Below are 21,599 nucleotides of genomic sequence, written 5' to 3' on the forward strand. Positions count from 1 at the left end.
ACCCTTGTTCCTTTTCACAGTGATGCCTCCCTATGCCTGTTATTTCCCGAAACCTGACTGCATGGAGCGCAGGCCTGATTGTTGTGGCGATTTTTCTCAGTGCGTGGCTCAGCCATCCACAGCACCGTATTGCGCCTTTTGCGGTCAGTGCAGCACCAGTTGGCGCTGAGAGCGTGGCGCCCAAGGCGTCCTATATTTCTCGTTTCGCGTCCTCCGACCTGGACGACTTCGTGCATTCCTCAGCCGTGACGGCGTTGCCCGGTGGCGACCTGATGTCGGTGTGGTTCGCCGGCTCTCGCGAAGGGGCGGGCGACGTTGAAATACGTACCTCGCGCTTCGATGCAGCCAGTGGTGAGTGGGGCGGCGAGCAGGTGCTGGCAACCCGCGAGTCCACCCAGTCGGGCACTGGCAAATACATCCGCAAACTGGGCAATCCGGTGATCGCCCTGGCTCCGGACAATCGCCTGTGGCTGTTCTACGTTTCAGTTTCGGTCGGCGGCTGGGCGGGCAGCACGGTCAACGCCATGGTCTCCAGCGACATGGGGGCCAACTGGTCGCCGCCGTGGCAACTGGTGACAACGCCGTTTCTGAACATCAGTACGCTGGTACGCGGCGCGCCGGTGTTTCATGCCGACGGCTCGATCGGCCTGCCGGTTTATCACGAGTTTCTCGGCAAGTTTGCCGAATACCTGTACCTGAGCGCCGACGGTGAAGTGATCGACAAGTTTCGCATCAGCCGTGGCAATAATTCCCTGCAGCCCACCGTCGTGCCCCTGGATGGACAGCGCGCCGTGGCCTTGTTGCGCTACGCCGGCGAGACGTTCCACCGGGTGCTGGCCAGCCGCACCGAAGACGGCGGGCAGAGCTGGAGCGAGCCGTATCCGTTGACCCCGAGCAACCCCAATTCTTCGCTGGCTGCGGTCGGTGTGCCGGGCAAGGGGCTGCTGGTGGCGCTCAATGACCTGCGCGAGGGGCGCTTCAAGCTCAGCCTGTACGGTACTGACGAGGAGATGAACGTCTGGCGGCCATTGATGGATTTCGACAAGTCGCCCGATCCGCTGGGCACGCCGTTTACCCTTGAGGCGTACAAGGAGGTGATCGGCGAGGGCTTCCGCAGTTCCAGTGGCGCCCTGCGTCAACCGATGGAAGAGGCCTTTCTGAGCAATCTGGACCAGCGCGTCTGCTCGCCCCAGGGCTGCGATTTCGAATACGAATACCCGTACTTCATCCGCAGCCCGGATGGCCTGTATCACCTGGTCTACTCATGGAATAACACCTTCATCAAGCATGTCAGCTTCAACGAGGCCTGGCTGGCGGAGCAACTTTTATGATCGCGTTGGGATTGGCTCATCTGGCGTTTGCCTGGACCCTGTTTGTACTGTTGGCGCCCTTGACCGCATCGTTATGGTGGCGCTGCGGCCTGCTGGCCGCGGTCTCGCTATTGAGTGTGATCTCGATCGACGGGCTGTCGATGGCATCCTATGCGCGCAGCCTGACCGATGACCTGGCCATCAGCAGTCTGGCGCTGCTGGGCTGGCTGACCCTGCAGCGATTGGGTGTGCTCCAGCCGCTGGCAGCGTCCAGGCGCGGGGTGGTGCTGTTGGTGTTCGCTGCGCTGGCACTGACCCTGTACCCGGCCACGCTGGGCCTGACGTATTTCGATCCGTACCGCTGGGGCTACAACCCGCGGCCGATGATCATCATTGTCGCTGTCATCGCGCTGGGGCTGGTCCTGATGCGCAATGCACTGGCCGCAGTGATGCTCAGCGCGGCGACGCTGGCCTTCACTTTCCGCATAAAGCCATCGGAAAATTATTGGGATTACCTGATCGACCCGCTGCTTGGCCTGTACTGTTGTGGGGCCTTGCTGGTTTTGGCTGTCCGTTTTGTTTATCGCCGGGCAATGGAGGCGCGCCGTCCGGCCGCTCTGTCTGTCGGCAATGTCTAGAGGAATGACGATGAGTTGGTTGCAATCGCGACGCCTGCATTATTGGCTGGGCGCGGTCATGTTGGTGTTCCTGCTGTCGGCGTTGCTGAGGGGCGTGTTCTTCTACGGGTTTTCCGGCATCGAACCGGGCACGCTGTTCACGCATGACGAGGTCGCTCAGACGCTGGGCATCGGTTTGCGCTTCGACTTGCGCCTGGCGCTGCTGATACTGCTGCCGGTCGCGGTGCTGCTCTGGTTGCCGTGCTGGAACCTGATCAGCGTGCGTGCCTTGCGCTGGCTGGCGCGAGGCTATCTGATCGTCGCGCTGGCGATTCTGACGATGATTCATATCGTCGATTTCGGCCATTACGCCTATCTCGGTGTCAGGCTTAACGCCAGCGTGCTGCGCTACCTGGAGGATGCGCAGATTTCCCGGGACATGCTCTGGCAGACCTATCCAGTGCTGTGGATCACTGTCGGCTGGCTGCTTACTGTCGCGGCGCTCGGCTGGGCGTTGATCAGGCTTGAACGTGCCACCCTGGACCGTGAGGCCAGGCCGATCAAACGCTGGTCCGTGGTCTGGGGTTCGGCCCTGATGGTCTGTGCAACCTTCCTCGGCCTGCTGGGCCGGGTCGAGAATCTCAATCTGGAAAACCCGGTACCGTTGCGCTGGAGCGATGCGTTCTTCTCCGGTAACAGTCAGGTGGCGGCTCTGGGGCTCAACCCGGCGCTGTTCCTGTACGACACGCTCAAGGTCTCGCAGTCGAACTTCGACGAACCCGAGGTGCGCAAGCACTATGAACAGGTTGCGCGTTATCTGGGCGTTCCCCAGCCAGACGTGCAGGGGTTGAGTTTCAAACGTCACCAGACCGTGCAGCCCTACCGGCTGCCGGGCGAGCGGCCGCCGAATGTCATGTTCGTCATGCTCGAATCGCTGGGCACCAGTGCCGTCGGCGCATACGGCAACCCGCTGAACCCGACGCCTAACCTCGACCATCTGGCCACTCAAAGCTGGTTCTTCAAGCACTTTTACGTACCGGTTACCGGCACTGCCAAAACGGTCTGGGCGAGCATCACCGGGGTGCCCGACGTCACCCGGCAGGAAACCGCCACGCGTCATCCGTTGCTCACACGGCAAAACACCATCATCAACGACTTCAAGGGTTACGAGAAGCTTTACATGATTGGTGGCAATTCCGGTTGGGCCAACATGAACGCTTTGATCCGTCGCAGTATCGACGACGTACGGCTGTACGACGAGCGTGACTGGAAGTCACCGCAGGTGGATGTCTGGGGGATTTCCGACCTGGATCTGTTCAAGGAGAGCGACCGAATCCTGCGTGCATTGCCAGCCGACAAACCGTTCTTTGCCTACGTGCAGACTGCGGGCAATCACCGGCCGTTTACCATTCCGAAGGACAATGACGGTTTTCAGGTCAGCGACAAGACCGTGGAGCAGGTCCAGGCCGCCGGTTCACGCAGCGTGGAGCAGTACAACGCAGTGCGCCTGCTGGATTTCAATATCGGTCGGTTGATGGAACTGGCGAAAGCGGGCGGTTACTACGAAAACACCATCTTCGTGCTGTTTGGCGATCACAACACGCGCATCAGCCAGATCCCGCACATGGCGCCAGCGTTCGAGCAACTGGGCCTGGAGAGCAACAACGTTCCGCTGTTGATTCACGCCCCCGGCCTGCTGGGCACAAGGGTTGTCGACGAAGCGGTCGGTCTCGCCGACCTGTTGCCGACCCTGGCAGGGATGGCCGGTATGGACTTCACCAGCGGTACCATGGGCCGTGACATTCAGCAGGCGGCTCCGGAAGGTGAGCGAGTGGTGCCACTGGTGCTGCGCGAAGGCACGTTCCCCCTGATCGGCGGTGTCACGCGTAACTACCTGCTGCAAATGGAGCACGACGGCAGTTCGCCAACGCTCCACGACCTGTCTTCCCACACGCCGCTGGATAACGTCGCCGAACAGAACCCGCAAGAGTTCGAACGGCTGCGTGACCTCACCCGCGGTCTGCATGAAACCTCGCGAATAATGCTATATCAGAACGTACGTTAATGAGGCGAGCTGGCCTTGTTCAGGACTATCACGCGAGCCGCCGGTCGAGTCGGTGGCTTGCGTGAGGATGGCATCGTTATTAGATGATGTTAAAGTGCTTGCCTCTGTGAACCACGCACGCATCAAACGCGTATAGGGCTCGGTTTTCGACTCTCGTTTTTAGTTGAGTGCGTATTTTGCGGGCAGTTGCAAACCGTCGTTTTGTAACGCTGACTGTTTTTCTTTATGGCTTGCGGTATTTCATCGCAAACGCAGGAAAAACCTGTCAGATTTTGCTCTGAATCTGTATTTTGGCGGCCTGTTTTCGCTCGGATGCGTTTTCTGCCCATTGCACACTCAAGAGCCTTCCTGGATGCCGGCAAGTTTTCCACGTGTTCCCCCGCCGAAACTGCTTGATGCACTACGTGCTGAAACCAGTCAGTTGCACGTCAAGCTTGAAAAACGCATGCCGTTTTTTTCATCCGCTCTGGATCACGCTCTTTACCTTCGCCTGCTTCAGGCCTACTACGGTTTTTATGCACCGCTTGAAGCGATACTGCATGCGAGTGCCTTGATACCTGCGGAGCTTATCCCTGCCGAAAGGGTCAAAACCCCTGTGCTGGTCGAGGATCTGCGTGCGCTAGGGATGCCCGATCACGACATCGGGCAATTGCCCCGCTGCCAGCAGCTGCCTGCTGTTGATTCTCCCGGCGCTTGCCTGGGGGTGATGTATGTACTGGAAGGGGCGACATTGGGCGGGCAGGTGTTGCGACGCGAAATAAACAGGCGCCTGGGTCTGGATGAGCAAAGTGGAACGGCCTTTCTCGATGTGTACGGTGCCCGAACAGGGCCTCGTTGGAAGGCGTTTCTTAATCATCTGGACGAAGTGCCGCGAGAAGTTGTCTTTACTGATACCGCCGCTTTTGCAGCGCACTCCACATTTGCATGTTTCGAGCACTGGCTCGAGGGTCAAGAGGTACTGTTATGAGCCAACTCGACAAAGATGCCTTTGAAGTCCTTCTGGCCAATTGTGCGGATGAGCCCATTCAGTTTCCCGGGGCCATTCAACCCCATGGCCTGCTGTTTACTCTTGAGGAGCCAGGACTGACGATCCTGCAAGTCAGTGCCAATGTGCAGGATTTGCTGGGCCATGTGCCCGAGCAGTTGCTGGGCAAGGGGCTGGACTGTGTGCTCGGCGCTGGCTGGGCCGACGTGATCAGAAGCGCCAGTGCCCATGATTCGTTCATCGACGCGCAACGCCTCCTGATGTCGATCAACGGCATCGAATTCGAAGCCTTGTTGCATCGCCATCAGGGCGTTCTGGTTCTGGAACTCGAAATTCAGGGCAAGGATACGCAATCGGTCAGTTATTCCGAGCGCACTGGCAACATGGGGCGCATGTTGCGCCAGCTGCACGCTGCGAGTGATCTGCAGACCCTGTATGAAGTCAGTGTCCGCGAGGTCCAGAAGATGACCGGTTATGACCGCGTGCTGATCTACCGTTTCGAAGAAGAAGGCCATGGTCAGGTGATCGCCGAAGCCTCGGCGCCAAGCATGGAGCTCTTCAACGGGTTGTTCTTCCCGGCATCGGACATTCCCGAGCAGGCACGCGAACTGTATCGCCGCAATTGGCTGCGCATTATTCCCGATGCCGATTACACCCCGGTGCCTTTGGTGCCTCAACTGCGCCCGGACACTCAGCAGCAGCTTGACCTGAGCTTTTCGACGTTGCGCAGTGTTTCGCCGATCCACTGTCAGTACATGAAGAACATGGGCGTGCTGTCATCCATGAGTGTGTCGCTGATTCAGGGCGGCAAGTTGTGGGGGCTGATCAGTTGCGGCAATCGCACGCCGTTGTACGTGTCCCATGAACTGCGCAGCGCCTGCCAGGCGATAGGCCAGGTGCTGTCGCTGCAGATCAGCGCCATGGAAGCGCTGGAAATAAGCCGTCAGCGAGAGGCGAAGGTCAGAACGCTCGAGCAATTGAATCTGGCGATGGCCGGGTCTGAAGAAAACGTCTTCGATGGTCTGGCGCAGCAACCACAGTTATTAATGGATCTGGTAGGCGCGACCGGCGTCGCCATCATCGAAGACCGGCAAACGCATTGTTTCGGCATCTGCCCTGAGCCGTCCGACATACGTGCACTGCATGCCTGGATGATCGCTGGTGGCGAACCAGTGTATGCCAGTCATCATCTATCCAGTGTCTATCCGCCTGCCGAGGCTTATCAGCCAATTGCCAGCGGCGTATTGGCGATGAGCCTGCCAAAGCCGGTCGACAACGGCGTTATCTGGTTTCGTCCCGAGGTCAAGGAAACGGTCCAGTGGAGCGGTAATCCGAAAAAACCACTGGATATGGAGAGTTCGGCAGGCGTTATGCGCCTTCGGCCGCGTACCTCGTTTGAAATCTGGAAGGTCGAGATGACCGGGATCGCGACGAAGTGGAGTCATGGCGATGTGTTCGCCGCCAATGACCTGCGCCGCTCCGCTCTGGAAAATGACCTCGCCCGTCAGGTGCGCAGGGAGCAACAGGCCGTTCGCGCCCGCGATGAGCTGGTAGCGGTTGTGTCCCACGACTTGCGTAATCCGATGACGGTCATTTCCATGCTCTGCGGAATGATGCAGAAGTCGTTCAGCTCCGATGGGCCGCACACGTCGCGACGTATTTCCACGGCAATCGATACCATGCAGCAAGCGGCCAGCCGCATGAATGTGTTGCTGGAAGACCTGCTCGACACCTCGAAAATCGAAGCGGGCCGTTACACCATTACGCCGCAGCCGCTGGAAGTCAGCCAGATATTCGAGGAGGCCTACACCTTGCTGGCCCCGCTGGCGATGGACAAGTCCATCGAGATTTCCTTTAACGCCGAGCCTGACCTCAAGGTCCAGGCCGATCCGGAGCGTCTCTTCCAGGTGCTGTCCAACCTGATCGGCAACGCCATCAAGTTCACCCCGAAAATGGGTACGATCGGTGTGGCGGCAATGTCCAATGGCACTGAAATCGTGTTCACCGTGCGGGACTCCGGCGAGGGCATCCCTCCCGAGCAGTTGCCACACATCTTCGAACGCTACTGGACCGTCAAGGAAGGCAACCCGACCGGCACTGGCCTGGGTCTGTACATCTCGCAAGGCATCATCAAGGCCCACGGTGGTGAACTGGCTGCGCAAAGCCGGGTGGGCGAGGGCAGCGAGTTCCGCTTTACGGTGCCAATGGCGGTTTGATCGCTTTCTCAGGCTTGAAGTGAGTTCAGCTCAAGCCTGAGTCGCGTCAGCCCTGATGCCAGTGGGTGGCCTTTTCGATGTATTCAACATTCGCTGGAAGTACCTCGCGCAGGAAGGCGAGATACTTGTCCATCAACGCCTTGCTGGGAAAGCGCGCGGCGAAGCCGGTGGTGATATCGTCGCAATGGATAATGACCATCAGGCGTTTGTAATCGACCGTGACAAATTCGTGCAGTTGCCACGGGGCGGTCTGTCGATGGTGGACCGGGTTTTCCCAGTTCAGCAGTTTGATGGCGGCGATGAAGGCCATCGCTACCGGACCGACCAAAAAGAGCAACGATCCGGTGAGGATAGCGACGAATCCGAATACCAGCATGACGAAAATGGCGATGCCTTTGAAGAAATAGGAGGCGAAGTCGGGGTAGTGGAGGTAGTACTCGACCGTGGCTCCATCGGTTTTCAGGGTGTAGTTGAAGATGGTTTTTTGGCGGACTATCAATGCAATAAGGTAGATTGCGGCGCCCGCGAATGTATATACCAGAAAGAGTGCCTCAGAGGGTGTCTCTAGATAGATGTCCCGGCCAAGCCATATGCAGAAGCTCATGGGCAGTGCGCATATCAATATCGTGCCTATCTGAGTCCAAAATATTTCACTGGGGGATCTTGCTATGGTTTTTAATGACCAGTTAAAAATATCTTTGCCAGATAGGTGAGGGCTAATTTCTTCAGTATTATCTGTGTTGCCAGTAACGTTTATTGTAGGCTTGTTCAAGGCAGAGATTGCTGCTTTCTTAATCATGAATTTTATTCCGCTATTTCAAGTGTCAAGGCGCTGATTCGGCTATATGTTTTTATTTCGAGTTCGGTGTTTGCCAACCCGTCGACTGCCGTGCCTCCTTTGCTACTAAGCTCCAGTTGAAACAGGTAGCCTACATCCTGTTGGCCAAGCTTTATCAGACTGTCGGGATACCATATTTGTAGTTCCAGATACGTTGCGTCGTTTTCAAGAGGCACCCAGGTTTCCCACACAACGTCTTCACCTTCAGGGGGCATAAGCGGAAATGTGAAATCTTCTTGGGCTTTGCGAGCAGGCTGATTGACAAGCTTTTTGAATTGTCCAACCTCCTTGAACTGTCCTCTGTCTAGAAAAGGGTAGAGTATCGGCTCATCAATTTTTGTTACGGGCAGAACGCCTAACGGACGTTTACTACTGATGATATTAAAATGTACTGATTGTCCGCGCACTGCGCTTGGTAGAAGAATTTGTATCCCGGCACCGTATTGCACCGGAGCAGTGTAGGGCGTATCTCGACCAAAGTAATGGTTTTCGTCGCGTGTGGTGCTTTTTACATAAATTTGAGGGCTAAGCTGTATCGTAAACAGAGCAAGCTTTTCTTCAAGTTGGCCATCTGGGTCTACTTTGTAACGATAATTTATTGATTTGGACCAGCTACATCTCCGCAGCCACCACCCAATACTGTCTTGCTTAAAGTAATTCAACGTCATAGTGGTCAATAAGTAAACCGCGCCTATTACCAAAATGGTTACGCTAAACCATGAGCTCAGTGCAATCAGTGCAAATGAGCTTGCGGGAGAAACCCCTGCAGCAAGCTGGAATATACTGCCTACTGCCATAAGGCCCACTGAACCAAATTTTATACGTGCGCTAATTATCTCTTCAGTTGTTTTTAGCTTAGTCAGATCGTCGTAGATATCTATTAACTCTAATGTAACCGCCGCTATCCCAAACCCACCCATCGCTACCATCGAACCTCTAAATCCCCTTATCGCATCACCCCAAACCACATTACCCCGTGCTTTCCAGTAAGCCGCCGATTTATCAAGAATGCCCACTGTATATGTACCAATAACAATAGGCTTCGCCGAACTGATAACCGCCCACGGTGCTTCAACAAACACCCCCATCAACAAGTTAAAGCTGTACCCCAACCCATAGGTCACCTTGCCGATGTCCTTGGCGCTGAAGTCTCCGTCCCGAGTAAGGTCGCGATAAGTGAAGGCGGTGTTGATGAAGTTGAGCATGATCACGCCCCAGGTGATCGAGCCGGCAGTGCCTCCCAGGCTTTCGCTCCAGCGTTTGGCGGTGTTCAGCCAGTCTTTGGCGATGGCTTTGCCGGACTGGAAGTGCAGGCGAATCTCGTCCTGCAATTGCTTGGCGTATTGGTTGTTCTGATAGTCGAGCAGGGCGGGCATGCTCAGTTCGTGCAGGCGAAGTTTTTGCTCGAGCGCGCGCAGGTTGCTGGCGATGCTTTTGCGGGGGTTGTGAGCGGTTGGGTAGAGCCAGCTGCGGCGGGTATCACTGATCTGTTTGTTGAGTACCCGCCATTCGCTGATCCAGTTTTTCAGCTTCGCGAGCATGTTGTGATCGATCGCAATACGCGCCTTTGAATCGAGCAGGATCTGGCCGATCAACAGTGTACGAATCAGTGCAACGATGTTCTGCTGCTTGCCCACCGCCAGACGGCTGTCGATGGGCACCCAGGCCAGCAGGATACTTTCGAACGTTCCCTTGCCTGTGCTGCTGGCCAGTTGGCCGAGGGCTTTGAAGGTGTCCTGAACAGGCTGTTTCAGCGCCTTCATCCACGGCTTGTCGGCAAAGCCCTGATGATTGAGTGTGCTGTTGAGTTCGCTGATGCGGGTGGCCAGATTGGCGGCGTCCCCCAGACCGTTCAACAGCGCGTTGGCTTCCTGGTGCAGCGCGTGCTTGAGCGCCGGTGAGAAGCCGTAGCGCAAGGTGCCAAACAGGCTGCTGTCGTTGGTTTCCTGCTCGGCGAGCCAAGCGCTGGCGGCGTTGTCCTGAGCGTAGATGATCTGCAGGTTGAGCATGACCGTTTGCAGGTACAGCAGGCTTTCAGGGTGGGTGGTGTCGACAAACAGCTGGAGCGGTTCCGTGCCCAGATGGGTCGCCCATTGCTGGAAATCGCTTTGCGTGTCACGCACCTGTTGCAGCAGGGTGTCTCCGGTTGGCTGGTGCTGCTGAAGGTACTGACGCGCACCTGTCAGATCGACCTCGCGCCGCCATTTTTGGCGATCCTTCCAGGCTTGCAGAGCCTCGTCAGAGGGCGCGCTGCCGTAACGCATTTCAATCGATCTGCGCATCTCCGGGCTCTTGAAAACATCCGGCAGTAACAGCAAGCCTCCGGGAGCGGTGTTGTTGCCGATCTGCTCCTGTTCAAAAATGCATTGCTCAAAATAGGTTTCGACGTCGCTCAGGTACTGGTGGGTAAGCGCCGTATTGCCGCGCACCGATGCGGGCAGTTTTTCCGGTTCGCTCTCTGCGCCACACAGTGCGGTGACAGTCTGGGCGATCTGGATCTTGTGTTCGTGCTCGGCTTGCCAGTTACGGTAAGCGGCCTGATCGGCGGCCAGTTGCATGCCCAGATCGTTGAAAATGGCCAGCGGGTCATCAAGGGCAATGAGCAGAGAGCTGTCCTGGTGTTCAACACTGCCCTGCCAGAAAACGTCAGCGCCGATGGGCGAAAGCAGTGGATTGGCGTCCTCGCTGAAGGCCTTGGAGGTGGGAATCGCCGAATCTGAAAACCGGTCATCATCAACCACATGCTCCTTGTCGATGTCCGCCACCGCTTCGGCAATACGCTTCAACGGCAAGGTATCCGGCTCGGCCATGGTCATGCAGTAGCGCTTCAGATCCAGCGCTTTCATCCATGATGCTCGGCTTGCCGGATTGGAGCGCAGGTGTTCGCAGATTCGCCACGTCCATTGCTGCGCTGAAAAGGCGATGTGAAGCCGGTTGTTTCGCGGATAGAGCAGGAAGGGTTTGCCATCGTCGGCACCGCTTCGTCGGTCACTGCCGATCTGTGCGTCTGTCCAGATGATGCGGCTCAGATGACCATTGGCAGCTGAGGAGACGTACTCATGAAAGGTCCCGGCAGTCTCGTCATAGACATACACGTAACCGTCATACAGTTGGCGAAGGGTATAAGTGCGTGTTTTCAGCTTCGGCATCACCGCCCAGCGGCTGCCCTTGAGCAGCGGCTTCAGCTTTTCGGGAGCGGTATCGTAGCGGGAGCGATCCAGCGCGTAGCGCACCGGTACGATGGCGACGTCAGGCCCTCGGAAGGGACACAGGCTGGTGGCCGTGGCGGGTGTTTTAGGGAACGTTGCAGCACGTCGTTGAGTATGGGTGCCGGATTTGTCGGTCATGCATGGAATCCCTGCGCAGAAACGGTCGATATCGCCCGCTGTATGCAGAGGTGCATTCCAAGATATGTGCCGACTGTCTATTTATCCATAAAAAACAAATAGATAGAGATTTAAAGCAAAGATATCGAGTAAATAAACGTGAAATAGTGCGCAAGCCTCTGCGCATATGCGCTGACTCATGCATGTGTGCTGCAGCGCTTTGAATACAAGCCGTTGTCGGGTTTATACGGATATGGGGTGCGCAAAAGTCTGCGCACCCGCGGGGACGTGGGCCGCGCCACGCCAGGTGCGCAGGACCACGCTGTCTTCGGCCATGGCGGTCAGGCGGTTCCTGCCGCCTTGACTGCCGAAGAACGGCTGACCCGCAATGCCACCAGACTGCCGACGATGGTCAGCGCGGCCAGTGCGTACAGCGCCAGTGTGGTCGAGCCGGTCTGGTCCTTGATGCAGCCCACCAGGTAAGGGCTGAGAAAGCCTGCCATCTGCCCGATCGAGTTGATCAGCGCCAGCCCGCCTGCGGCAACGCTGGCGCTCAGCAGGGCGGTCGGCAATGGCCAGAACATCGGCAGGCTGGTCAGGGCGCCCATGGTGGCGATGGTCAGCCCGATAATGGCAACGATGGGCAGCGTCGCGAAGTTGGCGGCGATGATCAGGCCGGTCGCGCCCATCAGCATGGGCACCACCAGATGCCAGCGGCGCTCGTTGCGCAGGTCGGCGGAGCGGCCGACCAGCAGCATGAACACGCCAGCCATCAGGTAAGGCACGGCGCTGATCCAGCCGATCACCAGTGCATCGCTGAAACCGAGGTTCTTGATGATCGACGGCAGCCAGAAATTGATCGCGTAGACGCCGCTTTGAATGCAGAAGTAGATGAAGCCCAGAATCCATATGAACGGCATGGTCAGCACGGAAGCCACCGAGCTTTTGCCGTGCACCGGACGGCTCAGTTCATCGTTGGTGATATCGGTCTTGACCCGTTGCCGCTGCCCGGGCGTCAGCCAGCTTGCATCCTCGACCTTGTCGCAGAGCAGAACGAAGGCCAGCACACCCAGCGCCACGGTTGGCAGACCCTGAATCAGAAACATCCATTGCCAGCCGGCCATGCCGCCCTGGCCCGCGGCGAAATGATTGAGAATCCATCCGGAAAAAGGACCGCCCAGCAGGCCGGAGACCGGAATGGCCGACATGAACAGCGCCATGATCCGCCCGCGACGCTGATTCGGATACCAGCGCGAGAGGTACAGCACGATGCCGGGGAAGAAACCGGCCTCTGCCATACCGGTCAGAAATCGCAGCACGTAGAACTCGACCGGTGTGGTGACGAACAGCAGGCAGGTCGAGAAGATTCCCCAGGTAATCATCATCAGACCGATCCAGCGACGCGGCCCGAAGCGGTTTAGTGCCAGATTGCTGGGCAGGCCACACAGCACGTAGCCAATGAAGAAGATACCGGCACCGAGGCCATAGACCGTCTCGCTGAAATTCAGGGCATCGAGCATCTGCAGCTTGGCGAAGCCGACGTTCACGCGGTCGAGGTAATTGAACAGGTAACAAATGAAGATAAACGGGATAAGGCGCAGGGTGATGCGACGGTAGACATGATTGCCTTCGGCGTCGCCCACCTCGTGGGTCGAAACAGGTGTCATGGCGGGTGTTCCTCTGTGCTTGTTGTTTTTATATAGCCGAATAGCTATTGGGCGCACTCCCGATCATAGGTGAGCAGTGATGAAAACGCTTTGGGGTTTTGCACGGCGTCAGGGGGCATGCGTTGTGTGATTGCACAACGCATGTACGCGGGGGAGCTTATGGCTTGTCGCGAATGTCAGTACGCAACGAAAATCACAGCGCCGGGGGCAACGCTTTATTCGACAGCCTCATACGGCAAGCCCACATAATTCTCCGCAATGGTCCTGCGCCCGGCTTCCGAGCCGACGTAGTAGTCCAGCTCGGTCTGCTGAATGCGCTGGCTGAAGGCGTCGGTGTCGGGGAAATTGTGCAGCACCGACGTCATCCACCAGGAGAAGCGTTCGGCTTTCCACACCCGGCGCAGGCAGATCTGTGAATACTTTTCCAGCAGGTCGGTGCGGCCTTCGCGGTAGACCTTGAGCAGGATGCGGTACAGCGTACTGACATCGCTGGCCGCCAGGTTCAGCCCCTTGGCCCCGGTCGGCGGGACGATGTGCGCGGCGTCGCCGAGCAGGAACAGGCGACCGTACTGCATGGGTTCAACCACAAAGCTGCGCAGCGGCGCGATGCTTTTCTCGATGGACGGGCCGGTGACCAGGCGCTCCGCCAGATGCTCGGGCAGGCGGGATTTGAGTTCATCCCAGAAGCGCTCGTCCGACCAGTCTTCGACCTTCTCGTCGGCGCTGACCTGCACGTAATAGCGGGTGCGAATGGCCGAGCGCATGCTGCACAAGGCAAAGCCGCGCGGGTGATTGGCGTAGACCAGCTCTTCGTTGACCGGCGGTGTGTCGGCCAGGACGCCGAGCCAGCCGAACGGATAGACGCGTTCGAATACCTTGAGGACGTCGGCGGGAATCGATTGCCGCGAGACCCCGTGAAAGCCGTCACAGCCGGCAATGTAATCGCAGTCCAGGCGCACGCTCTCGCCATCTTTGACAAACGTCAGGTACGGACTATCGCTCTTGAGGTCATGCGCTTTGACGTCCGCAGCGTCATAGATCGTCATTGCACCGGTGGCGGCGCGTGCGGCCATCAGGTCGCGGGTGACCTCGGTCTGGCCGTAGACCATCACCGTCCTGCCGTCGGCGAGGCTCTTCAGGTCGATGCGCTCGCAGCGACCGGCGAACGCCAGTTCGAACCCGTCATGGATCAGGCCTTCGGCGTCCATGCGCTCACTGACGCCCGCTTCACGCAACAGGTCGGTCATGCCTTGTTCCAGTACACCGGCGCGGATACGCGAAAGGATGTAATCGGGGTCCTTGCGCTCGACGATGACGTTGTCGATGCCGGCACGCTGCAACAGTTGACCCAGCAGCAGCCCGGAAGGGCCTGAACCGATAATGGCAACCTTGGTTTTCATGGCGATAGTCCTGTCTTTTTGATCCCTGCCAGGTGTCTTCAGCGGGATATGATTATTTTTGTCTCCTGCATTTTTAATGGATGCCGTTGAGATAAGAAGGCAATATCCGCTGCATTATCTGGACTTTTCGAGGGTCCGGACGGGAGAAGACGACATGGCCAGACCTGCCACGGCAGTGATACCGGTGTTCAAACTCTATGGGGAAACCACGGCCTGGCCGACTCCGGACCTGATCCACTGCGAGTCGATCCCCGAGCGCAGCAGGCTTCACGAATGGGAGATCAAGCCGCATCGGCATGGCGATCTGGTCCAGCTGCTTTACGTGCAGTCGGGCAAGGCGATGCTCAAGGTCGAGGACCGGGTCAGCGAGGTCGAGATGCCTTCGTTGCAGGTCGTTCCCGCACTGAGCGTGCACACCTTCAGGTTCTCCAGAGATATTCAGGGCCATATTCTCAGCCTGGCCAGACCTTTGGTGGAGCAACTCGAGGCTGCGCTCGATGTCTCTGCCTTCAGCACTGCACGGTGTTATGCGCTAGGGGAGGACAGCGATTATGTGGACACACTGTTCAATGCCATTGCCAGCGAATATCGGCAGCCCAGAGCGGGCCGTGATCTGATGCTGCATTCGCTGGTCAATGTGCTGGCGGTGTGGCTCAGTCGGCGCAGCAGTGAACATGCCGGCGAAGAAATTCACGCAATGGATCGCGGTCGCGAGCATTTGCAGGCGTTCATGCATCAACTGGAAGCGAGTTTTCGCGAGCACTGGTCGATTGACCAGCATGCGCAGGCGCTGGGCATCAGCGCCGCGCACTTGAATGCACTGTGCCGGCGGCTGTGCAACCAGTCGGCCTTGCAGATCATCAGTGAGCGCTTGTTGCTGGAGGCCAAGCGCAACCTGATCTACACCACCCTGACCATCAATCAGGTGTCAGACAGCCTGGGATTTTCCGAGCCGGCGTATTTTTCGCGCTTTTTCAAGCGCACTACCGGGCAATCACCCAAGGCGTTTCGCCAGCAGAAATAGAAACGGGGTGCTCAAGAGCACCCCGTCGGCTTTCTGCATGTGGTTATGCGGTCAGGTCACGACCTGATAGCACGGCACGTACGCCGCGCCGCCTGGCAGCTTCATGCGGTGCTGATCGACGAAGGCCTGCAACAGTTTGTCCAGCGGACCCATGATCGATGGGTCTCCGTGGATCTGATAAGGACCGTGCTGTTCGATCAGGCGAATGCCCTTGTCCTTGACGTTGCCGGCGACGATGCCGGAAAACGCCCGGCGCAGGTTGGCAGCCAGTTCGTGAGTCGGCACATCGTGATTCAGTTGCAGTCTGGACATGTTCTCGTGGGTCGGATCGAACGGGTGCTGGAAGCTTTCCTCGATCTTCAGCAGCCAGTTGAAGTGAAACGCGTCGTTACGCTCACGGCGGAACTGCTTCACTTCTTTCAGGCCCTGGGTCATCTGGCGGGCAACGTCTGCAGGGTTGTCGATGATGATCTGGTAGTGGCGCTGCGCCTCTTCACCGAGTGTGGCACCGACGAATGAGTGCAACTGCTGAAGGTACGGTTCGGTGTTTTTCGGGCCTGTCAGGATCACCGGGAATGGCACGTCCTTGTTGTCCGGATGCATCAGAATGCCCAGCAGATACAGGAACTCTTCGGCAGTGCCTGCGCCACCCGGAAAGATGATGATGCCGTGACCGACGCGCACGAACGCTTCGAGACGTTTTTCGATGTCCGGCAGGATCACCAGCTCGTTGACAATCGGGTTGGGCGCTTCGGCGGCGATGATGCCCGGCTCGGTCAGACCCAGGTAGCGACCGCCGACGATGCGCTGCTTGGCGTGCGCGATGGTAGCGCCTTTCATCGGGCCTTTCATCACGCCAGGGCCACAGCCGGTGCAGATATCCAGGCTGCGCAGGCCCAGCTCATGGCCGACTTTTTTGGTGTATTTGTATTCTTCGGTATTGATCGAATGGCCGCCCCAGCACACCACCATCTTTGGCTCGACACCGGCACGCAGGGTACGAGCGTTGCGCAGCAGATGGAACACGTAATCGGTGATGCCCTGGGAATCGCTCAGGTCGATGCGCTGGCTGTCCAGTTCGCTTTCGGTATAGACGATGTCGCGCAAGGCGCTGAACAGCATTTCGCGGGTGCTGGCGATCATTTCGCCATCGACGAATGCATCGGCAGGCGCGTTGAGCAGCTCCAGGCGCACGCCGCGGTCCTGTTGATGGATACGGACTTCAAAACTCTCGTACGCTTCAAGAATGGTCTTGGCGTTATCGACGTGGGCGCCGGTATTGAGAATGGCCAGGGCGCACTGGCGAAACAGGGTATAGGTGCTGCCTGAACCGGCCGCGCTGAGCTGCTGCACTTCACGTTGGGACAGGGTTTCAAGGCTGCCTTTCGGGCTTACGGTGGCGTTAATCACTTGTCTTGGGATCATTCTATTTTCCATTAGAGCGATGCAGTCGAGCATCAGGATGGCGAATATCGAGAACATTCACCCCTGTGGAGCCTTTTCTACAGCACTTGGCCGCGAAAGCAAACGCCGGACCGTAGACGCCCCTTGTTTGAGCCCTTGTGCGTCATCGCAGGATTGAATCGGCAGGCGAATTCTTTTGAAAGCAGGCACTTGCTCCGCATGACCGTGTGGCTGAATTTTGACGCGGACGACGGGCAATAGTGAACCTGACCCCTTTAAAGGAGTCTGTTAGCTGATGGACTTTCTGGACGGCCTGCATGAAAGGGATCATCAGGTGCTTTTTCAGCGCGCCTGATAGGCAGACATTCCGTCCGGGCAGGAGTTGCAAAACCTTTGATCGCCTGCGGCTCCCATCCTTAGCCGGCCCGTTAAACGAGGCTTTATTTTCATTTCAGATAAAGATAATTATCGCCATGTCTCGTCATTTTTCCGCACTTCTTTCCCGAGCCCCTGGCCTGTTCGTCGTTTCGCGTCGCCTGCTCGGCGCAGGCCTGTTTGGCGCTGCATTGACCGTTGTCATGCCTGGCAGCGCACAGGCCGCAGGCAGCGATCGTTGGGTCAGCGACAGCCTCACCACCTATGTCCGCAGCGGACCAACCGATGATCACCGGATTGTGGGTACGCTGAAATCCGGGCAGAAGGTCGAGCTGCTCAGTTCTTCGGGCAAGTTCAGCCAGGTGCGTGGCGAAGGCGGCTCCACGGTGTGGATTCCGAGCAGCGACTTGCAGGAAGTCCCTGGTCAGGCCGAGCGTGTGCCACAACTGACTCAGCAGGTCGCCGATCTGACCGAGCAACTGGCGGGCATCGACAATACCTGGAAGACCCGCGTGCAGGGCATGCAGGAAACGCTGGACGCGCGCAAGAAACTGGTCGACGAACTGGAGGCGCGCACCAAGACCCTCAACGATCAACTGGCCGACTCTCAGGCTGAATTGCGTGCGACTCAGGCGCGTCTTGGCGATGAGAACAAACAGGTGATGATGCGTTACATGGTCTACGGCGGCAGCATTGCCGGTGCTGGCTTGCTGGTCGGCCTGATCCTTCCGGCGTTGACCAAGGGCCGCAAGAAGAACGACGGCTGGGTGTAAAACCGCTTGCACCACCTCACATGCCAGCGCCCCGCGCTGGCATGTTGTCCGCCATGCTGCGTGTTGTATCGAGTGCGCAGTTTGATGTGTGACAGACCTCTCCGAAAACGCCTTTTCCCTGCCGCAATCACGATCCAGCCCACACTCTTTGTGCCTGCCCGACACAGGGTCCGTGTGCGAAGTTGATGTTCGTTCTACAGTTTCTGCGTGGATGGTCGAAAAACTGAGTGTCGCCCTCAGCCCTTTGCTCCGACGCGCGGGCAGGGGTAACGGCAAGCTGTATTGTGGCTCGATGCCACTACTTATTGTGTGCGTCCTGAAAAATGGGCTGCCGAGTCGGGTCTGAACGGTTTTCAGGCCGCGGGTCTCATATTTTCACCCCTCTCCTGTGCAGGAATCCGGATGCTGGCGTACAACCAAAAAAGCTTTCTTATCGTTGATGATTTCTCTGACTTTCGCAGTTCAGTGAGGTCGATGCTGCGTGAACTGGGCGTCAAGGAAGTGGACACCGCCGACACCGGCGAGCAGGCTCTGCGCATGTGCTCGCAAAAGCGTTATGACTTCGTGCTGCACGATTTCAACCTGGGTGATGGTCGCAAGAACGGCCAGCAGGTGCTGGAAGACCTGATGATCGAGCGGCTGCTGAGTTACGAAAGCGTATTCATCATGGTCACTGCCGAAAACAGTCAGGCGATGGTCATGAGTGCGCTTGAGTGGGAGCCGGATGGTTACCTGACCAAGCCGTTCAACCGCGCCGGGCTGGCCCAGCGGCTGGAAAAGCTGGTGCAGCGCAAGACCCTGCTCAAGCCGATTCTGCAGGCCCTCGACCGTCGCAAACCGGCCGAGGTGCTGGCCGCGTGCGACAAGCTGATCGAGCAGGACCCGCGTTATGCGCCGTTGTGCCTGCGCTACAAGGCTGATGCCTTGCGTGACCTGAAGCAGAACGAACCCCTGGAAGCGTTCCTCAAGACCATTCTGGCTGATCGGGCCACGCCGTGGGCCTACGGTGCCTTGGGCAGCCTGCTGCTCAAGCGCGGCAAGACCGCCGAGGCACAGGCTGTCTACGAGCAGGCGATCAAGGCGTTTCCGACAATGCCTGCGCTGTTCGATGGCCTGGCCGATGTGCTGGTGGCGCTTGGCGATGGCAAACGCGCGCAGTCTGTGCTGGAAAGCGCAGTGCGCCTGTCGCCGCTGGCGGTGCGCAGGCAGAAGCTGCTGGGCAAGCTGGCACTTGGCAATGAGGACTTCGAAAGTGCCTCCAAGGCCTATCGCCAGGCCGTCTCCCAGGGTCAGCATTCGCGTTTCAAGGATCCGGAAACCAACCTGGGGCTGGCGCATGCGTTGATCAGCAAGGGCGGTGATCAGGGACTTGATGCGCGCACCCGCGTCGAGATCAACAACGCCCTCGTCGATGTCGCCAAGGAGCATGGCGACGACGAAGGTCTGCAAGTGCGCACGCGGCTGATGAAGGCGGCCAGCCTGCAGCATTCGGACCCGGAAGCCGCAGCCAAGCTCACCGAGCAGGCAATGGCCAGGCTGGATGGCATGGAGCAGGTGCTCAGTGCCGATGCCGCACTGATGGTGGCTGCGCAACTGAAGAAACTGGGTCAGGAAGAGGCCGGTGCCGGCGTCCTGAAGAGTTGCGCGGGAGCCTATGGCGACGATCCTGCGGTGATGAAAAGCATTGCCGGCATGACCGATGATCCGGCGATCCTGGGTGCCAGCAAGGCGGCTGTCGATTTCAACCTGCAAGGCGTGCGCAGTTACAAGGCTGGCAACCTCACCGAAGCACAGGCCTTTTTCCGCAGTGCGCTGGGTCTGCAGCCGAAGAACATCAGTATTGCGCTGAACATGGTGCAGTCGCTGCTTCACCCTGGCCAGAATCTGGGCCAGGCCGGAATTGACGAGTGTCGTGCCAGCCTGACCGTGCTGGGCAAGATCCCGGAAAGCGACCCGCGCTATGAGCGTTATCAGAAACTCAGGGAGAGGGCGTTTAGCGCATGAGTGAAGAGACAGAACAGGGCCTCGACTTTTCCATGGTGATCGCTTCCACCGTGCACGACATGAAGAATTCGCTGGCGACGCTTACCCAAGCGCACAGCCAGTGGCAGGCGAAGCTTTCGGTCCAGCAACGCGACACGCCGGAGCATGGCGTCATCGACTATGAGTTTGCCAACCTCAATGGCATGCTTGTGCAGTTGCTAGGCCTTTACAAACTGGGTGTCAACCAGATGCCGTTGCGCCCGGACTACCACGAGCTGGACGATTTCATTGAAGCGCAACTGGCCCATCATCAGGATGTGCTGGGCAGCCGCAACATTGCCGCGCGTCATGCGATCGATGTAGCAAGCCCCCTGGGCTTTTTCGACCGCGAACTCATCGGCTCGGTGGTGGGCAATATCATCGTCAATGCCATCGGCTTTGCCCGCGAGCAGATTGTTGTCAGTGTCGGTGATGCAGGCGGGCAGCTGAAGATCACCATCAATGACGACGGCCCCGGTTACCCGGCGTATCTGATCGAGCGCCAGACCGACTATGTGCAGGGCATCAACCAGGGCAGCGGCAGTACTGGCCTTGGCCTGTACTTCGCTGCGCACATTGCCCAGCTGCATGTACGCAACGGTATGCGCGGACGCATTGAAATCGCCAACGGCGGCGTATTGGGCGGGGCGATGTTCAGTATGACCCTGCCCTGATTCCTCCCCGCGCCGTCAAATATCGCATCGTGTTGACGATCGCTGCTATATTTTCGGCGCGCTCGGACATTTAACTGGCATATGGATAACACCGTGAAGTTGACAGAAAACACTCAGCCTCATTCGCCAATCAGGCTGTTGGTCGTTTCCGATAACAAGCCGCTTTCTGCGACGTTGCTGCAGTGTATCGAGGCGTTGGCAGGCGATCTGACAGTCGACGTCGATCTACGTTACACCGCTTACAACCACACACCGCAGGGCATGGTCGATCTCGGCGCGCGAGTGATCGATGTCAAGGACGAGTCGGTCGTGGATTTCATCATCGAGCATTACGATCTGGTTCTGAGTGTTCATTGCAAACAGCTCTTTCCGAAACGTCTGGTTGAAGGGGTGCGCTGTATCAACTTTCACCCCGGCTTCAATCCGTTCAATCGTGGCTGGTACCCTCAGGCCTTTTCCATTCTCAATGGCCTGCCCGCAGGGGCGACTATCCATGTCATGGATGAAGCCATCGATCACGGCCACATCATTGTCCAGAGACAGGTAGAGGTGGGCTCGGGTGACACGTCACTCGAGGTCTACAACAAGGTGGTCGAGGTGGAGAAGGCGCTCATGCATGAGGGCCTTGCGGACATTCTGCAAGGACAGTACGAAGTGTTCAAACCGCTGTCTGAAGGCAACTACAACGGCATAAAAGCCTATAACGAGTTGTGTCAGCTGGATCTCGGAGAGACAGGTTCGTTGCGCGACCATATCAACCTGCTACGGGCCACGTCGCACGGTGACTTCAAGAACGCCTATTTTATCGATGAGTCAGGTGACAAGTACTTCATCAAGGTCGTACTGGAGAAAGCCTGACAGCTGCTCAATGCCCACTGCCCACTGCCCGTGGCTTGGGGCCCC

At 57.9% G+C, this 21,599-nt stretch carries 15 protein-coding genes; 10 read left to right on the top strand and 5 right to left on the bottom strand.

The window, feature by feature from the left end; translation table 11 throughout:
• Nucleotides 1-32 precede the first annotated feature (32 nt).
• The 5 genes from JOE33_RS22130 to JOE33_RS22150 all read left to right on the top strand — a co-directional run bounded on the left by JOE33_RS22130 (nt 33) and on the right by JOE33_RS22150 (nt 7,193).
• On the top strand, nt 33-1,331 hold the full coding sequence (locus JOE33_RS22130; protein ID WP_054993231.1) for a sialidase family protein: 1,299 nt from the start codon (nt 33-35) through the stop codon (nt 1,329-1,331).
• Nucleotides 1,328-1,948, top strand: coding sequence for a hypothetical protein (locus JOE33_RS22135; protein ID WP_096130618.1), 621 nt, complete (start codon nt 1,328-1,330; stop codon nt 1,946-1,948). Before JOE33_RS22130 ends, JOE33_RS22135 begins: the two co-directional genes overlap by 4 nt.
• 10 nt (nt 1,949-1,958) lie before the next feature.
• On the top strand, nt 1,959-3,992 hold the full coding sequence (locus tag JOE33_RS22140) for an LTA synthase family protein (RefSeq protein ID WP_187626207.1): 2,034 nt from the start codon (nt 1,959-1,961) through the stop codon (nt 3,990-3,992).
• 352 nt (nt 3,993-4,344) lie between these two features.
• On the top strand, nt 4,345-4,959 hold the full coding sequence (locus JOE33_RS22145) for a biliverdin-producing heme oxygenase (protein WP_187626216.1): 615 nt from the start codon (nt 4,345-4,347) through the stop codon (nt 4,957-4,959).
• On the top strand, nt 4,956-7,193 hold the full coding sequence (locus tag JOE33_RS22150) for an ATP-binding protein (protein ID WP_010435022.1): 2,238 nt from the start codon (nt 4,956-4,958) through the stop codon (nt 7,191-7,193). The genes JOE33_RS22145 and JOE33_RS22150 overlap by 4 nt, the downstream gene beginning before the upstream one ends.
• 46 nt (nt 7,194-7,239) lie before the next feature.
• Here JOE33_RS22150 and JOE33_RS22155 read toward each other — a convergent pair whose 3' ends face one another.
• From JOE33_RS22155 to pobA, 4 genes are all read right to left on the bottom strand, one after another.
• On the bottom strand, nt 7,240-7,992 hold the full coding sequence (locus JOE33_RS22155; protein ID WP_240009427.1) for a permease: 753 nt from the start codon (nt 7,990-7,992) through the stop codon (nt 7,240-7,242).
• A gap of 5 nt (nt 7,993-7,997) precedes the next feature.
• Nucleotides 7,998-11,378 carry a T6SS effector BTH_I2691 family protein gene (locus JOE33_RS22160; protein WP_209924135.1) on the bottom strand — a complete coding sequence of 1,127 codons (3,381 nt, stop codon included), beginning with the start codon at nt 11,376-11,378 and terminating at the stop codon, nt 7,998-8,000.
• Nucleotides 11,379-11,698: 320 nt separating this feature from the next.
• Nucleotides 11,699-13,024 carry an MFS transporter gene (locus JOE33_RS22165; RefSeq protein WP_209924136.1) on the bottom strand — a complete coding sequence of 442 codons (1,326 nt, stop codon included), beginning with the start codon at nt 13,022-13,024 and terminating at the stop codon, nt 11,699-11,701.
• 215 nt (nt 13,025-13,239) lie between these two features.
• Nucleotides 13,240-14,424: a 4-hydroxybenzoate 3-monooxygenase gene (gene pobA, locus JOE33_RS22170; protein ID WP_187625842.1), complete on the bottom strand. Its 1,185-nt coding sequence runs from the start codon at nt 14,422-14,424 to the stop codon at nt 13,240-13,242.
• A gap of 154 nt (nt 14,425-14,578) precedes the next feature.
• Between pobA and JOE33_RS22175 the strand changes: the two genes are divergently transcribed.
• Nucleotides 14,579-15,448, top strand: a complete 870-nt coding sequence (locus JOE33_RS22175) for a helix-turn-helix domain-containing protein (RefSeq protein WP_032611944.1) — start codon at nt 14,579-14,581, stop codon at nt 15,446-15,448.
• 51 nt (nt 15,449-15,499) lie between these two features.
• Here the strand turns inward: JOE33_RS22175 and ppnN are convergent, their stop codons facing one another.
• Nucleotides 15,500-16,873, bottom strand: a complete 1,374-nt coding sequence (ppnN, locus tag JOE33_RS22180; protein WP_187625841.1) for a nucleotide 5'-monophosphate nucleosidase PpnN — start codon at nt 16,871-16,873, stop codon at nt 15,500-15,502.
• Between the two features lie 452 nt (nt 16,874-17,325).
• On the opposite strand from ppnN, the gene JOE33_RS22185 reads away from it, so the two are divergent.
• The 4 genes from JOE33_RS22185 to JOE33_RS22200 all read left to right on the top strand — a co-directional run bounded on the left by JOE33_RS22185 (nt 17,326) and on the right by JOE33_RS22200 (nt 21,554).
• On the top strand, nt 17,326-18,000 hold the full coding sequence (locus tag JOE33_RS22185) for a TIGR04211 family SH3 domain-containing protein (protein ID WP_032611942.1): 675 nt from the start codon (nt 17,326-17,328) through the stop codon (nt 17,998-18,000).
• A 402-nt stretch (nt 18,001-18,402) separates the two neighbouring features.
• On the top strand, nt 18,403-20,004 hold the full coding sequence (locus JOE33_RS22190) for a tetratricopeptide repeat-containing response regulator (protein ID WP_010428068.1): 1,602 nt from the start codon (nt 18,403-18,405) through the stop codon (nt 20,002-20,004).
• Nucleotides 20,001-20,696 (top strand): ATP-binding protein, encoded by a 696-nt coding sequence (locus JOE33_RS22195; RefSeq protein ID WP_187625840.1) that lies wholly within the window; start codon nt 20,001-20,003, stop codon nt 20,694-20,696. The genes JOE33_RS22190 and JOE33_RS22195 overlap by 4 nt, the downstream gene beginning before the upstream one ends.
• Nucleotides 20,697-20,789: 93 nt before the next feature.
• Nucleotides 20,790-21,554, top strand: coding sequence for a dTDP-4-amino-4,6-dideoxyglucose formyltransferase (locus tag JOE33_RS22200; RefSeq protein ID WP_187625839.1), 765 nt, complete (start codon nt 20,790-20,792; stop codon nt 21,552-21,554).
• The last annotated feature ends 45 nt before the right edge of the window (nt 21,555-21,599 follow it).

The organism is Pseudomonas sp. PvP027 (genome assembly GCF_017833005.1).
Taxonomy (GTDB): domain Bacteria; phylum Pseudomonadota; class Gammaproteobacteria; order Pseudomonadales; family Pseudomonadaceae; genus Aquipseudomonas; species Aquipseudomonas congelans.